The following is a 13,604-nucleotide window of genomic DNA, read 5'->3' as shown; positions in this document are numbered from 1 at the left end:
ACGTGGCAGCAGCCGGACACCGGCTCCGTACGGCGCTGACGGGCGGACCCATGTCGGTGCGCGGCTTCCGGCTGCTGCTCGCCGGGCAACTCTCCTCCACGGTCGGCGACTACTGCTACGCCGTCGCGCTGCCGTGGCTGATCCTCTCCGGCGACGGCGGCCCGGTCCTGCTCGGCACGGTCCTGGCCTGCTACGGCATCCCCCGCGTCGTCACCATTCCGCTCGGCGGGGTGGTGGCCGACCGGATCGGCGGCCGGCGGGTGATGCTCATGACCGACCTGGTGCGCGCCGCCGCCGTCGGCACCCTCGCGGTGCTCGCCTCGGCCGGGACGCCGACGCTGGGTCAGCTCGCTCCCATCGCCGTCGTCCTGGGCGCCTGCTCCGGCATGTTCATCCCCGCCTCGTACACCCTCCTGCCCGCCCTGCTGCGCAAGGAGGACCTGGGCCGGGGCAACGCACTCTCGACCATGGTCAACCAGGTCGGCGGACTCCTCGGACCCACCGCGGGCGGCGCCCTGGTGGCCGCCTTCGACGCCGGCCCGGCGCTCACGGTCGACGCCGCGTCCTTCCTCGTGTCGGCGCTGGTCCTCTCCCGCATACGCTCCGGCGCGGACGCCCCGGAGACCGGCGGACCCGACGCCGCCGGCGAAACCCCGGTCCACAAGGTGTCCTTCCCGGAGCTGCTGCGCCACGGAAGGCTGCTGCACGTCGTCCTCGTGGTGGCCCTCGTCTGCAACCTGGCCTTCAACGGCACCATCGAGGTGGCCCTGCCTGAACTCGCCCACCAGGGCATGGGCGCCACCGGCTACGGAATCCTGCTGACCTGCCTGAGCCTGGGCGGTCTGGCCGGCTCCCTGGTCGCCGCCCGCAGCCGGCCGGTGGAGTCGCCGGCCTATCTCTTCGCCGCCCTCGCGGTCGTCATGGGCATCGCCCTGGGCGCCGTCCCGTACGCCGGCGGCCTGCCCGGCGCCGCGGCGTGCGTGTGCGTCTACGCGCTGGCCAGCGGCTGGCAGAACATCGTCGCGGTGACGATGCTCCAGGTCTGGGCCCCCTCCGCGCTCATCGGCCGGGTCATGAGCCTGGTCATGCTGGCCGTCATGGGCACCTTCCCGGTCTCCGTCGCGGTGGCCGGCTTCGGGGTCCGCCACCTCGGCGCGGCCCCCTTCTTCCCGGTGGCGGGCGGGGCCATCGCCCTCACCGTCCTCGGCGCGCTCACCCAGCGGGTGTTCCGCGAGCACCGCGCCGACATCGAATACGCCCCGCCGGTCCCCGCACCCGCCGGGGCCCCGGACGCCGCCGGGCACGGACCCGGTGTGCCGGCCGCCCGCTCCACGCATGCAGGGCAGGACAACAGTCAGGAGTCACAGCGATGAGCGTGCTCGTCCCGTTAGGCATGCCGCGGTTCGAGGGGGACCCCGACCACGGCCGGCGGCAGGGCCGGGGCACCGGCAACACCGCGTACCTGCTGGTCAATCCGCCGGTGACCGACCCGACGACCGCCTACCACTCCATCCCGTACCTCGTGGGCGCCGCCAGGGCGGCCGGCCACACCGAGTACGCCTGCGTGGACGCCAACCTCGACGCCTTCGGCTACCTCGCCGACCCCGCACGCTTCGGCGCCACGCTCACGGCCGCCCGCGCGCTGCGCGCCGAGATCGAGGCCAGGTCCGGCGCCCCCCGCCGCCACGACGAGATCCGCTACCGGCAGGCCCTGGCCGCCGAAGGCCTGACCGCCACTTCGGCGCGCGACGCGATCCGCGTGTTCCAGGACCCCGAGCACTTCTACCACCCCCCGACCTACGCCCAGGCGGTCGCGGTGACGAGCCGGTGGTGGGAGCTGATCGCCCTGGAGATGCCGCCCGGCGCGGCGGACGGCTTCTCGATGCGGGTGAAGTCCGCCGTCAACCTGTGCAGCACGGCGGACCTGTCCGACCCCGAGGTCCCCGCGGCCGTGGCGCGCCCCTTCGAGGGCTACTTCGCCGACGAGTTCGTACCGAAGCTGCGTGAACGCCCCTGGGCGGTGGTCGGGCTCTCGGTCAACTACACCAGTCAGCTGCCCGTCGCCCTGAGGATGGCCCGCCTGATCCGGACCGTGCTGCCCGACACCGTGATCGTCTTCGGCGGGACCGAGGTCGGTGACGTGGTCAAGTACGCCACCGACCCGGCGGCCTCGTGGCGGGTCTTCCAGGACGCCGACCTGATCGTTCCGGGCGAGGGGGAGGACGCCCTCATCGGCATCCTCGACGCGGTCGGAAACGGTGCGGTCCGGGGCGGTGACGCCTTCGAGGGCATCGGCGGCGTGATGACCAGGAGCCGCCCGGACCCCGTCATCGCGTACAGCAGCGTGGCGACGCCCGACTCGCCGGCGTACGACGTGTGGGACTGGGACCGGTACTGGGCGCCCGAGCCGGTGATCCTCTACAGCCCGACCAGGGGGTGCTACTGGAACAAGTGCACCTTCTGCGACTACGGCCTCAACACCGACCGGCCTACCTCGCCCTCGCGCGAACGCCCCGTCGAAGCCGTGCTGACGGACCTGCGCGAGGCGAGCCGGTACGGCAGGACCGTCTACTTCGCGGTGGACGCCATGTCGCCCCGCTACCTGCGCACCCTCGCCGCCGCCCTCGCGGAATCCTCCCTGGACCTGCGCTGGTCCGCCGAACTGCGCCTGGAGCGCACCTTCCCCAAGCGCTCCGCTGGTGAGGTCCTCGCCGCCTCCGGCTGTGTGGCGGTCTCCTTCGGCTACGAGTCCGGCACCCAGCGGGTCCTCGACCTGATCGACAAGGGCGTCAGGATCGACGTGGTCCCGGACGTCCTCACGGAGCTGGCGCGCAACGGCATCGCCGCCCAGATGATGGGCTTCACCGGCTTCCCCACCGAGACCCGCGAGGAGGCGCTGGCGACGTACGAGTTCCTCCACCGGCACGAGAAGCTGTGGACGACCTCCGGCATCGGCGTGTTCGCGCTGACACCCGGCTCCATCGTCGCCAAGGACCCCGACCGCTTCGGCATCGACGTCCTGCCGACCTCCGCGTCCGACGACATCCGGCGCTATCTCCCCTGGCGCGACCGCGAGTCCGGCGAGGTGCACTGGCCCGTCGCCGACGACCCCCGTATCCCGCGCGAGTACTTCGCCGGCAACCGGAGAACCAGCTTCGACCGGCCCTTCGTCGGCGGCATCGACTCCGCGCACAGCCTCCTGTACTTCGCCCGCTTCGGCCCGGGTCTGCTGCCCGAGGACCCCGAGGGCCCCGCCCGCGACGAGGAACCGCGCGTCCGCCTGGTCGAGGAACCGGTCGTGACCGTCCCGTTCGCCTCCGTCGAGGAGCTGACCGGGATCAGCGACCTGATGGCGCAGGTCAGCCGCCGCAGCCGGGCGGACCTGGACACCACGTCCGGCGGCTACGCGGAATGGCTCGACGGGACCGGCACGGCCCGCCCCGGTTCCTGCGGGGTCCTCGTCCTCGCCCACGGCGACCTGGTCGAGGTGCCCGCAGGGGTGGACTTCGGCGCGGACAACGCCGTCACCCGCGCCCTGCGCCTGATGCTCGCGACGCAGGCCCGGGCCTGAGACGTCCCGGGGCGGCCGGGCCGGACGATTGAGACGGCGGGCGTCTCGATGCCGGGGAAACTGGGTATTGGACCGGTCCGGCCGCCGGGTGCGAGGGTCGTGCCGGACCCCTGTCCCTCGACCTCCGGAAAGGCCCCGCCGTGCCCGACGCCCTCGATGTCGTGATCTGCGAACCCCTGCGCACCCCCATCGGCCGCTTCGGCGGGGTGTTCGCCGCGGAGAAGCCGGCCGCCCTCGCCGCCCGCGTCATCGCCGAGGTCGTCGCCCGCACCGGCGTCGACCCGGACCGGGTCGACGAGGTGATCCTCGGCCACTCCTACCCCTCGGCCGATGCCCCCGCGATCGGCCGGGTCGCCGCCTTGGACGCCGGGCTCCCGCAGTCGGTGACGGGCCTCCAGACCGACCGCCGCTGCGGCTCCGGGCTCCAGGCGGTCCTGGACGCGGCCATGCAGGTCAGGGCCGGGTTCAGCGAGGTCGTCATCGCGGGCGGCGTCGACGTGATGAGCGGCGCCCCGTACTACACGCACGACGGGCGCTGGGGCATCAAGGGCCCCGGCCTCCAGCTCCACGACGCGCTCGCCCGGGGCCGGGTCACCGCCGGCGGCGTCAACCACCCGGTGCCCGGCGGCATGATCGAGACCGCCGAGAACCTGCGCCGCACGTACGGGATCAGCCGCGCCGACCAGGACGCGCTGGCCCTGCGCTCGCAGCGGCGGGCCGGGCTCGCCGCCGCCGAGGGCCGGTACGAGAAGGAGACGGTCCCCGTCACCGTACGGACCAGGAAGGGCGAGACGGTGGTCTCCGCCGACGAGCACCCCCGCCCCGACACCACCGCCGAACAGCTCGCCGCGCTCCGCCCGGTGATGCTGAAGTCCGACCCGGAGGCCACCGTCACCGCCGGCAACGCCAGCGGCCAGAACGACGCGGCGGCCGCCTGCCTGGTGACGAGCGCCGCCACCGCCGAACGGCTCGGCCTCACCCCGCTGGTCCGGCTGGTCTCCTTCGCCCGGGCCGGGGTGCCCGCCGCCACCATGGGCCTCGGCCCGGTCCCCGCGACCCACGCCGCGCTCGGCCGCGCCGGGCTCAACCTCGACGACCTCGACCTGATCGAGCTCAACGAGGCGTTCGCCGCCCAGGTCCTGGCCTGCACCCGCGAACTGGGCCTCGGCGAGAAGGACCACGAGGAGCGGATCAACGTCAACGGCTCCGGTGTCTCGCTCGGCCACCCCGTCGGCGCCACCGGCGCCCGCATCCTCGCGACCCTCACCCGGGAGCTGCACCGCCGCGAGGCCCGCTACGGCCTGGAGACCATGTGCATCGGCGGCGGCCAGGGGCTCGCGGCGGTCTTCGAGCGCGTCACGCCCTGAACACGGGCCGTCTCAGCGCCGCATCAGGGCGAACACGCCCCAGCCCAGGTACTCGCGCTGGTAGCGGACGTGCAGCGCCGGCGCCGTGTCCAGCTCCGCGCGCATCTGCGGGGCCAGCTCGTCGTCGGGGTGGGCGTCCAGCCAGCGGCGGGTGGTGAGCCACTGCGCGGCGGCGTACCGGTCCCAGCCCTTCTGGTCGGCGAGGACCATCTCCACCACGTCCCAGCCCAGCTCCCCGAAGTGCTCGACCAGCTCGGGCAGGGCGCGGAAGTCGTCGTGGGTCCGGGCGTGGCAGTGCTCGACGGTCTTCTGGTCCGGCGGTTCCAGGCGCCAGTACGGCTCGCCGACCAGCAGCATGCCGCCCGGCCGCAGGGACCGGCTCAACAGCCCGACCGTGCCGGTCACACCGCCGCCGATCCAGGTCGCGCCGAGACACGCGGCGACGTCGACGGGGTCCGGCGCGACATGGCCGGCCGCGTCGCCGTGCACGAAACCGACCCGGTCCGCGACGCCGAGCTCCGCCGCCCGCTCCCGGGCGGAGGCCAGGAAGACGGTGCTGATGTCGACGCCGGTCCCGGTCACGCCGTGATCGCGCGCCCAGGTGCAGAGCAGTTCGCCGCTGCCGCAGGCCAGATCGAGGACGCTCGTCCCCGGCTCCAGGCGCAGCGCCCGGCCCAGGGTGGCCAGATCCTCCTCGGTGAACGGGTTGTGCACACGGTGGCCGCTCTCGCGGATGGTGAAAGTACGGGGAAGGTCCACGCCGGGGAAGCTAGATCTCCCCGGCGCGGACGTCCACCGGTTTACCGCCGTACGGGCCCCCGCCGCTCCACGGCCGCCGGCTCGCCCTCCACCGGCGCCACCGCCAGGTGGTCGTCCGCCGCGTCCGGGTCCGTCAGCCGGTTCAGCCGGGCCGGCACGTCGAAGCCGACCAGCAGCACCACGATCACCGTGCCCGCGAAGGTCAGCACGGCCAGCGCCCGGCCCAGGCTCATCCCGGAGGCCAGATGGGCGCCGAGCACCGGGGCGACCGCCCCGCCGAGCGCGCCGACGTTGTACGTGAAGCCGAGCGCCGCGCCCCGGCTGCGGGTCGGGAAGTGGCCGCCGATGTAGCGGGGGAGCAGCCCGGAGATGCCGAAGCTGGTCGCCTGGAGCAGGAAGAGCAGGCCGCCGAGGAGCAGCAGGTTGTCCTCCACCGCGAAGACCGGGTAGACGAAGGCGAGCGAGGCCAGCAGCGTCAGCGCGTACGCCTTCTTGGTACCGATCCAGTCGCCGAGGAAGCCGGCCATCCAGCAGCCCGCCATGGTGCCGAAGCCCGCGAAGTAGAGGACGTCGGTGACCTGGCTCGTCGAGTAGCCCAGTTCGGTCTTCAGGTACGTCGGCAGCAGTGCCTGGATCGGCCAGGAGTAGAGGAACGCGAAGAACAGCGTCACGATCATCGACAGGTACAGCACCCAGCCGCGCTTCCCGCCCAGCTGTACGGCGAGCGCGGCGAGCGAGAGCCCGGCGACCACCGACAGCACCGGCACCATGCCGGCGCCGCCCGGCGTGAAGACGAGGAACAGCGAGAGCGTGGCGACGGCCACCAGGACGGTGTTGAGGGTCGCCCGCCCTGGGGTCCGGAACAGCGGCCGGAACGGATTGGGCTTCGCGCCCTCGTCCGCGACGGACTCGGTCCACTCCTCCGCCTCCGGCAGCGCCCGCCGCATCCACAGCGCGATGGCGATCGGGATCAGGCCGAGGTAGAACATCCAGCGCCAGCCGAGCGCGGGCACCACCCAGTCGTAGACCTGGGCGGCCAGCACCGAGCCCACCGAGAACCCGGAGATCAGGAAGCCGCTGGCCCGGTTGCGCAGCGCGGCCGGCCAGCTCTCCATGACGTACGTGGAGCTGGCGCTGTACTCGCCGGCCATGCCCATGCCGATGGCCAGCCGGGCGGCGAACAGGCTGGTGTAGTTCCACGCGAACCCGCAGGCGAAGGTGCCCAGCGAGTACAGCAGGATGCTCGCCACCATCGACAGCTTGCGCCCGTAGCGGTCACCGAGGGCGCCGAGCACGGCGCCGCCGAGCCAGCGGGTGATGAAGGCGCCGGAGATCAGGCTGGCCGCCTGCACCGTGCTCAGCCCGAAGTCGTCGCTGATCTCGGTCAGGACGAGGGTGATCAGCACGAAGTCGAAGCCGTCGAGGACATACCCGATCCAGGCGGCGAAGAACGACTTCCACTGGGTGCGGCTCACCTGGCGGTACCAGGGGAGCGTGGGGGGTGTGGTGGTGTGCACGGTGACTCCAGGATGCGGGACGGTGCTCGCCCTTGAACAGCCGTCCCGGCGAACGGGGGCAGGTCAGTGCTGGGCGATGCCCGCGACGAAGCGGGCGGTGAGGGCGGTGGGCGCGGTGATGGCGGTGCCGACGACGACGCTGTGCGCTCCGCGTGCCAGGGCCTCGGCCGCGTCCTCGGGGGTGTTGATGCGGCCTTCGGCGACGACGGGTACGTCGATCGCGGCGGCGAGCCGTGCGACCAGGTCCAGATCGGGACCGGCCTGCTGCGGCTGTCCCGGCACGTAGCCGGACAGGGTCGTGGAGACGAAGTCCGCGCCGAGGGCGGCCGCGGTGACGCCCTCGGCGAGGGTGGAGACGTCGGCCATGACGAGGGCGCCGGACGCGTGGACCGCCTCGACCAGCTCGGCGAACGTCGAGCCGTCGGGGCGCGGCCGGTCGGTGGCGTCCGCCGCGACGACGGCCGCGCCGGCCTCGGCGACCGCCAGGGCGTGCCGGACGGTCGGCGTGATGTACACGCCCACGTCGCCGTCCTTCCAGAGCCCGATGACCGGTAGGTCCACGGCGGCCGTGATCGCGGCGACGACCTCCGGCTCGTTGGCCCGGATCGCCGCGCCGCCGCCCGCGACCGCGGACCGCGCGAGCCGCACCAGCGTGGCGGTCTCCCGCATCGGGTCGCCGGGGGGTGCCTGGCAGGACACGATCAGCCTGCCCCGGAGGGTGGCGGCCAGTTCCTGTGCGCTCATCGGAGGACTCCCGGGTGGTGGAGGGGAAGGGTGGTGGTGAGGGCCGCCGCGCCGAGCACGGCGGCGTCGTGGCCGAACAGCGGGGCGCGCGGGACGAGTCCTCGCAGCGGCCCCATCAGCTCGGCGGCGAACGCGGCCCGCAGCGCGTCCTCGTACAGCGGGCCGATGCGCGGGACGCCGCCGCCGACGACGACCCGGTCGGGGCCGAGCGCGTTGGCGAGCCCGCCGAGCACGTGGCCGGCGGCGGACGCGCCCGTGGTGATCGCGGTGACGGCGTCCGCGTCGCCCCGCGCCGCGCGCGCGGCGACGGTCTCCAGGCGGTCCACGGGGGCGCCGGTCAGCCGCTCGTAGTGGGCGGCGATGCCGGGGCCGGAGGCGATGACCTCCAGATGGCCGGTGGCCCCGCAGGTGCAGGGCAGCCCGGCCGCCTCGAAGCTCGGCAGATGGCCCAGGTGCCCGGCGACACCGGACGCGCCGTGCAGCATCCGCCCGTCGGCCGCGACCGCGCCGCCGACGCCGGTGCCGATGGCCGCGAACAGCAGCGAGGCGTGGTCGCCCTCCTCGGCGCGCAGCGCGTCCAGCTCCGGCCCCGCCGTGGCGCGTACGTCGTTGTCGCAGGCCACCGCGTAGCCGGTGCGGTCCGCGAGCCCGGTGCCGAGCGGGGTCCCGGCCCAGCCACGGATCGAGTCGGTGGCGCTGGTGACCATGCCGGTACGGGGATCGACGACGCCGGCCGCCGCGATGCCGAGCACGGTGGCGGTGCGGCCGGGGTCGACCTCCGCCGCGGCCGCCGCGAGCGCGTCGAGCACCGCCGCAGCGCCGTCGCGGGCCGGGGTGGGCCGGGAGTGCCGGGCCAGCACCGTGCCGTCCGCGCCGAACAGCGCGGCGGCGATCTTCGTACCGCCCAGGTCGAGGCCGATGACCGGCCGCCGTACCGGAGCCATCGGAGCCGTCATCGGACCGGCGGCAGACCGGCGCCGCGCAGCCGTCCGGAGACGAACGCGACGGACTCCGCGGACAGCTGGATCTGCGGGAAGACGGTGTCGCCGCACTCGATGATCCCGAGCAGCGTCAGCGCCGCCTTGAACGAGCCCAGCGCCGACGAGCTGCGGCCCATGTCCGCCTCCGGGCCCGCGTCGACCATCGCGAACAGCTCGACCAGCCGCTCCTGCTCCTCGGCGGCCAGTGTCCAGTCCCCGGCGCGCGCGGCCTCGTAGAGCCGTACGTAACCGGCCGGGTCCACGTTGCCGATGCCCGGGACGACCCCGTCGGCGCCGGCCAGCAGGGCCGCGTCCACGGTCAGTTCGGAACCGGTGAGGATGCTGAAGTCCGGCACCGGGCCCTGCGCCCGGCCCTCGCGGCCGCCGAGTTCGACGACGAGCCGGCGCAGCCCGCCCTCGTCGCCGCTGCTGTCCTTGAGTCCGGCCAGCGTGCCGTCCTCGGCCAGCTCGCGGACCAGGGCCGCCGAGAGCTTGCTGTGCACGGCGACCGGGATGTCGTACGCGAACAGCGGCAGGTCCACCTCGGCGCGCAGCCGGCGGAAGTGGGCGGCGATCTCCCTGGGGTGGGTGCGGGTGTAGAAGGGCGCGGTCGCGACCAGGGCGTCGGCGCCGAGGGCGGCGGCGGTCCTGGCGTGCTCGGCGACCCGGGCCGTGGTGGTGTCGATGACCCCGGCCAGGACCGGGACGCGGCCGTCGGTGGCGTTGACGACGGTCTCCAGGACCGTGCCGCGCTGCTCGTCGGTGAGGTAGGCGACCTCGCTGGTGGACCCGAGCGCGAACAGCCCGTGCACCCCGCCGCCGATGAGGTGCTCCACGAGCCGGGCGAGGGAGGCGGTGTCGACCTGCCCGTGGGGGTCGAGCGGGGTGCAGACCGGCGGGACGACGCCGCGCAGCGGTGCGGTCAGAGACATGGTGGAGGCTCCAGCTGATCGGGATGCCGGTCCGGGGCCTGAGCGGCTACCCGGATCGAGACGTGAGACGTAAGATGTCCTATGTCTACTTCACCTTAATCAGATGCTCCTGCGACCGGTCAAGGGGCAACAGCACCTCGGGAGGACGTTGTGGCGCGGCCCACCATGGCTCAGGACATCGAGCGCAGGATCAAGGAGCTCATCCTGGAGCGCCGCCTCGCGCCCGGCGACGTCCTGCCCACCGAGACCGAGCTGATGGACCTCTTCGAGGCCGGCCGGGTCTCCGTCCGCGAGGCCCTGAAGTCGCTCCAGGCGGTCAACGTCGTGGAGATCCGCCGGGGCTACGGGACCTTCGTGGGCTCGCTCTCGCTGTCACCGTTCGCCGAGGGCCTGGCCTTCCGCGCCGCCGTCCGCCATTGCCAGGGCGAACCGGGCCTGGCCGAGCTGATGAAGGTGCGCGAGGCGCTGGAGGCCGGGCTCGTCGGGGCCGTCGCGGCGGGCGTCCCGGAGGAGGACATCGATGTGCTGCGCGCGCTCGTCGCGAAGATGGAGGCCGAGGCGGCGGACGGCGGCCGGGTCGCCCGCGCCACGGACCGCGCCTTCCATCTCGCCCTGTACGCCTCGCTCGACAACCACCTGCTCAGCGAGGTGCTCGACGCGTTCTGGGCGGCCATGGACCGGGTGCGCGAGGACTTCGACGACGGCCACCAGGACCCCTCGGTCACCTGCGCCCAGCACCGCGAGATCGTCGAGGCGGTCGCCGCGGCCGACGGCGAACGCGCCGTACGGGCCATGCGGACGCACTTCGACGGCATCCGCGACCGGCTGAACGCGGGCTGACGAACGGGCGCGGCCCCCGACCCGCGAGGGAGCCGGGGGCCGCGCCCGCACGCGTCACGGCGTGACCGTCACCGTCCTGCTGCCCGAAGCGGTCTTCCCGCTCGCCCGGTACGTCGCGGTCAGCTTCACGTCACCGGCGGCGCCGGCCGGGACCGTGACCGGCACCTTGACGTTGGCGCCCTCCCCGGGACGCGTCGCCGGGAACGCCACCTGCTTCGCCGTCCAGCCGGCGGGCACGGTGAGATCGACCGTGCCGGCCTCGCGCCTGACGTCCATCCTGTTGACGACCCGGACGGTGACCTCCGTGGTCGTCCCCGCCTTCAGCGTGGCCGGCGGCGTGATCGTGATGTCCGCACAGGTGCCGCCGAGCCACTGGAGGTCGAACGACGAGTACGTGATGTGCTCGTAGTTCCCCCGCTCGTACAGCAGGCCCAGCCGGCCGCTCGGCAGCCGGGTCAGCGTCGAGTAGGCGGCGGCGCCCGCGTCGACGACCTTCCGGATCGGCCAGGTCTTCCCGTTGTCGCAGGACATCTTGACCGTGAGGTTCTTGCGCGAGGTGGCCTCGGTGTTGCTGAACAGCAGCCACGACGACTGCGGGTTCGAGGCCGGCGCGTCGGGGGCGTAGCGCATGATCGAGCCGTTGTTCGCCGGGTCGGGCAGCTGGGTGTCCTGGACGAACGGCGTGTACGTGACCCCGCCGTCGGTCGAGTACGCGACCGTACGGTACGGCGCCGAGCGGTTGTTGAGCATGACCGTGCCGTCGTTCAGCTCGACGGTCTTGTTCTCGTCGCCGCCCGGACCCACCGGGGAGCCCATGTGCCAGGTCTCGCCGTGGTCGTCGCTGTACGCGCTGACCGCGTAGTTGGCCCCGTTGTTCCGGATGGCGTACTGCTGGATCAGCCGGCCCTTGTGGGCGCCGTTGCGCAGCTGGATGCCCTCGCCCGACGCGGCGAACATCCCGCCCCAGGCCGGGTTCTTGATCTGCTTCGTGATCCGGCGGTGGGTCCAGGTGAGCCCGTCGTCGTCGGAGTAGCTGTAGTCCGCCTGGAGGACGTTCGGGTCGCTCTCGTCGTTGCCGGTGGCCGAGCCGAAGAAGCCCTGGTTCTCGCCGGCCGCGTAGAACAGGAAGATCCGGCCGGTCGTCCGGTCGACGAGCAGGCTCGGGTCCCCGTACCCCTTGGGGGCGGCGTCCTTGCGGACCACCTGCTGCGCCTGCCAGGTCGTCCCGCCGTCGGTGCTGCGCCGCAGCACGATCCCGATGTTGGACGGCAGGTCGCCCAGGGTCGGGCGGGCGTCGTACGCGGCGAGCACGGTGCCCTTGTTCGAGGTGGTGAGGGCGGGGATGCGGTAGTGGGGGGAGCCGACTCCGTCGACGGTCAGGTCCTGGGACGTGAGCGTGCCGGGGGCGGGTGACGCGGCCTGCGCGGTGCCGGTCGTGGCGACCACCAGGAGGGCGGCGCCGAGCAGGGCGACAGGGACGGTTCGCTGCATGGACGATCTCTCTTCTCGGAAGGGGTGGTGCTTCTCGGAGGACGGAGACGGAGGGGGGCGTGCCGCCCGGACTACGGCACCTTCAGGGAGCAGACCTGGCTGTCCGCCTCGAAGATCCGCAGGTCTTTGATCATCTTCAGGGCGATGCGGTGATGGCCCCGCTCGTTCGGGTGGAGGCCGTCGCTGAGCAGGGACAGGGGGACCTGGCCGCCGTTGCCGGTCAGCCAGTCGTTGTAGTGGTCGACGAAGACCGCGTTCTGCTGGGCCGCCACCTCGCCCATGACCCGCGCGTACTGCGAGAGCTGTACTCGCCCCGGCCACTTCGCCGGGTCGACGGGGTTGGGCGCTTGCAGGACGAGAGCGGGGGAGCCGGGCAGAGCGCGCACGGACCGTGTGAGCGAGACCAGGTTGGCCCGGTAGGCGTCGAGGCCGAGCCCGGCCGTCGCGATGTCGTTGGTGCCGATCATGATCGATACGACGTGGGGCGAGAAGGCGCTGACCCGCTGGGCGAACTGCGCGACCAGTTCCGCGCTGGTCGCGCCGCTCACGCCGGAATCGATCACGAAGTCCCGGTTCTTGGGCTTGCCCAGCTCCCAGCGGACCCGCTCGGTCCAGTGCTCCGGGTAACTGCGCCAGCCATGGGTGTGGAGCGCACCGTGCGTGATGCTGTCGCCGGTGATGACCCAGGTGGCCGGGGTGTCGCTGTTGAGGACGACGGAGATCCGGCCCAGGTCGGCCGGGTCGGGGGCCGGGCACTGCGCGACGAGTTCGCTCTCGCTCAGCACCCGGTCCCAGACCGCGGCCCGTTCGATCGTGCCGGTGAAGAACCATTCGCCACCGGGGTGGTCGCTGTCGGTGTTGCGGCCGAGCGACAGCGAGGTGAGCTGGGAGACGCTGCCGAAGAAGGGGCGCAGGGCGGTTTCGAACACAGGCCGTCCTCCGGCGTGCAGCCGGGTGCCCGAGGCGTCGACGGTGACGGCGACGGTGTGGCTCCGGCCGTCGTCGTAGCGTGTCCTGGTCATGACATTCACCTGGACGGCGCCCTTCTCCCGTACGGAGAACTGCAGTGCGCCGCCGCTGAGGTTGAGCGTGATGTTGGACGAGGGGGCGGTCGGGTCCGAGGCGCTGATCAGGGTCATCGCCTGGTTGTGGCTCGTGGTGCGGAAGGTGACGACGACGGTTCCCGTGGTGAGCGGGGCGAGTGCGCCGGCCCGGTTCGACAGGTCGACGTACTCGCTGCCGTCCAGGTCCACCGGGGTGGTGTGGTCCAGGACCGGACCGCTGCCAGGGGCAGCGGCGAAGGCGCGGCCGCCGAGCGGGGTGCTCAGCGCTGCCGCGCCCGCGGCGAAAAGCATGGATCGTCTGCGCACGGAAGGTGCCTCCGATCAGGAGTGACCGGTCTG

The 13,604-nt window shown here is 73.1% G+C and carries 11 protein-coding genes; 4 read left to right on the top strand and 7 right to left on the bottom strand.

The window, feature by feature from the left end:
- Positions 1 to 2 precede the first annotated feature (2 nt).
- The 3 genes from BLW14_RS05715 (at position 3) to BLW14_RS05705 (ending at position 4,938) form a co-directional block, all read left to right on the top strand.
- Positions 3 to 1,373: an MFS transporter gene (locus BLW14_RS05715; RefSeq protein WP_256332687.1), complete on the top strand. Its 1,371-nt coding sequence runs from the start codon at positions 3 to 5 to the stop codon at positions 1,371 to 1,373.
- On the top strand, positions 1,370 to 3,571 hold the full coding sequence (locus tag BLW14_RS05710) for a B12-binding domain-containing radical SAM protein (RefSeq protein ID WP_093704979.1): 2,202 nt from the start codon (positions 1,370 to 1,372) through the stop codon (positions 3,569 to 3,571). The genes BLW14_RS05715 and BLW14_RS05710 overlap by 4 nt, the downstream gene beginning before the upstream one ends.
- A 140-nt stretch (positions 3,572 to 3,711) precedes the next feature.
- The gene (locus tag BLW14_RS05705; RefSeq protein ID WP_093704977.1) at positions 3,712 to 4,938 is read left to right on the top strand and encodes an acetyl-CoA C-acetyltransferase; all 1,227 of its coding nucleotides are present in this window, start codon (positions 3,712 to 3,714) and stop codon (positions 4,936 to 4,938) included.
- 12 nt (positions 4,939 to 4,950) lie between these two features.
- Here BLW14_RS05705 and BLW14_RS05700 read toward each other — a convergent pair whose 3' ends face one another.
- The 5 genes from BLW14_RS05700 to BLW14_RS05680 form a co-directional block, all read right to left on the bottom strand.
- Positions 4,951 to 5,697, bottom strand: coding sequence for an SAM-dependent methyltransferase (locus BLW14_RS05700; protein ID WP_093704975.1), 747 nt, complete (start codon positions 5,695 to 5,697; stop codon positions 4,951 to 4,953).
- A gap of 41 nt (positions 5,698 to 5,738) precedes the next feature.
- Complete coding sequence (locus BLW14_RS05695) at positions 5,739 to 7,214, bottom strand: sialate:H+ symport family MFS transporter (RefSeq protein WP_093704973.1); 1,476 nt, start codon at positions 7,212 to 7,214, stop codon at positions 5,739 to 5,741.
- A gap of 63 nt (positions 7,215 to 7,277) precedes the next feature.
- Positions 7,278 to 7,958 (bottom strand): N-acetylmannosamine-6-phosphate 2-epimerase, encoded by a 681-nt coding sequence (locus tag BLW14_RS05690; RefSeq protein ID WP_093704971.1) that lies wholly within the window; start codon positions 7,956 to 7,958, stop codon positions 7,278 to 7,280.
- On the bottom strand, positions 7,955 to 8,902 hold the full coding sequence (locus BLW14_RS05685) for an ROK family protein (RefSeq protein WP_093704969.1): 948 nt from the start codon (positions 8,900 to 8,902) through the stop codon (positions 7,955 to 7,957). The genes BLW14_RS05690 and BLW14_RS05685 overlap by 4 nt, the downstream gene beginning before the upstream one ends.
- 8 nt (positions 8,903 to 8,910) lie before the next feature.
- A complete protein-coding gene (locus tag BLW14_RS05680; RefSeq protein WP_093704967.1) occupies positions 8,911 to 9,870 on the bottom strand; it encodes a dihydrodipicolinate synthase family protein in 960 nt (319 codons plus the stop codon).
- A 150-nt stretch (positions 9,871 to 10,020) separates the two neighbouring features.
- Here BLW14_RS05680 and BLW14_RS05675 point away from each other — a divergent pair, with 150 nt between their 5' ends.
- Positions 10,021 to 10,710, top strand: coding sequence for a FadR/GntR family transcriptional regulator (locus BLW14_RS05675; protein WP_093704965.1), 690 nt, complete (start codon positions 10,021 to 10,023; stop codon positions 10,708 to 10,710).
- 54 nt (positions 10,711 to 10,764) lie between these two features.
- On the opposite strand, the gene BLW14_RS05670 is transcribed toward BLW14_RS05675, so the two are convergent.
- Positions 10,765 to 12,201 (bottom strand): exo-alpha-sialidase, encoded by a 1,437-nt coding sequence (locus tag BLW14_RS05670; RefSeq protein ID WP_093704964.1) that lies wholly within the window; start codon positions 12,199 to 12,201, stop codon positions 10,765 to 10,767.
- Positions 12,202 to 12,272: 71 nt separating this feature from the next.
- Positions 12,273 to 13,571 carry a GDSL-type esterase/lipase family protein gene (locus tag BLW14_RS05665; protein ID WP_256332686.1) on the bottom strand — a complete coding sequence of 433 codons (1,299 nt, stop codon included), beginning with the start codon at positions 13,569 to 13,571 and terminating at the stop codon, positions 12,273 to 12,275.
- Positions 13,572 to 13,604 lie beyond the last annotated feature (33 nt).

The sequence above is a fragment of the Streptomyces sp. 2131.1 genome (genome assembly GCF_900105515.1).
Classification (GTDB): domain Bacteria; phylum Actinomycetota; class Actinomycetes; order Streptomycetales; family Streptomycetaceae; genus Streptomyces; species Streptomyces drozdowiczii.
The sequence above is the reverse complement of the archived record's forward strand: the minus strand, read 5'-3'. Positions and strand labels throughout refer to the sequence as shown.

What these genes read in the sequence shown, in the direction of transcription:
- BLW14_RS05690 (WP_093704971.1), bottom strand. Translation starts at nt 7,958, where the DNA reads ATGAGCGCACAGGAACTGGCCGCCACCCTCCGGGGCAGGCTGATCGTG.
- BLW14_RS05710 (WP_093704979.1), top strand. Translation starts at nt 1,370, where the DNA reads ATGAGCGTGCTCGTCCCGTTAGGCATGCCGCGGTTCGAGGGGGACCCC.
- BLW14_RS05670 (WP_093704964.1), bottom strand. Translation starts at nt 12,201, where the DNA reads ATGCAGCGAACCGTCCCTGTCGCCCTGCTCGGCGCCGCCCTCCTGGTG.
- BLW14_RS05680 (WP_093704967.1), bottom strand. Translation starts at nt 9,870, where the DNA reads ATGTCTCTGACCGCACCGCTGCGCGGCGTCGTCCCGCCGGTCTGCACC.
- BLW14_RS05685 (WP_093704969.1), bottom strand. Translation starts at nt 8,902, where the DNA reads ATGGCTCCGGTACGGCGGCCGGTCATCGGCCTCGACCTGGGCGGTACG.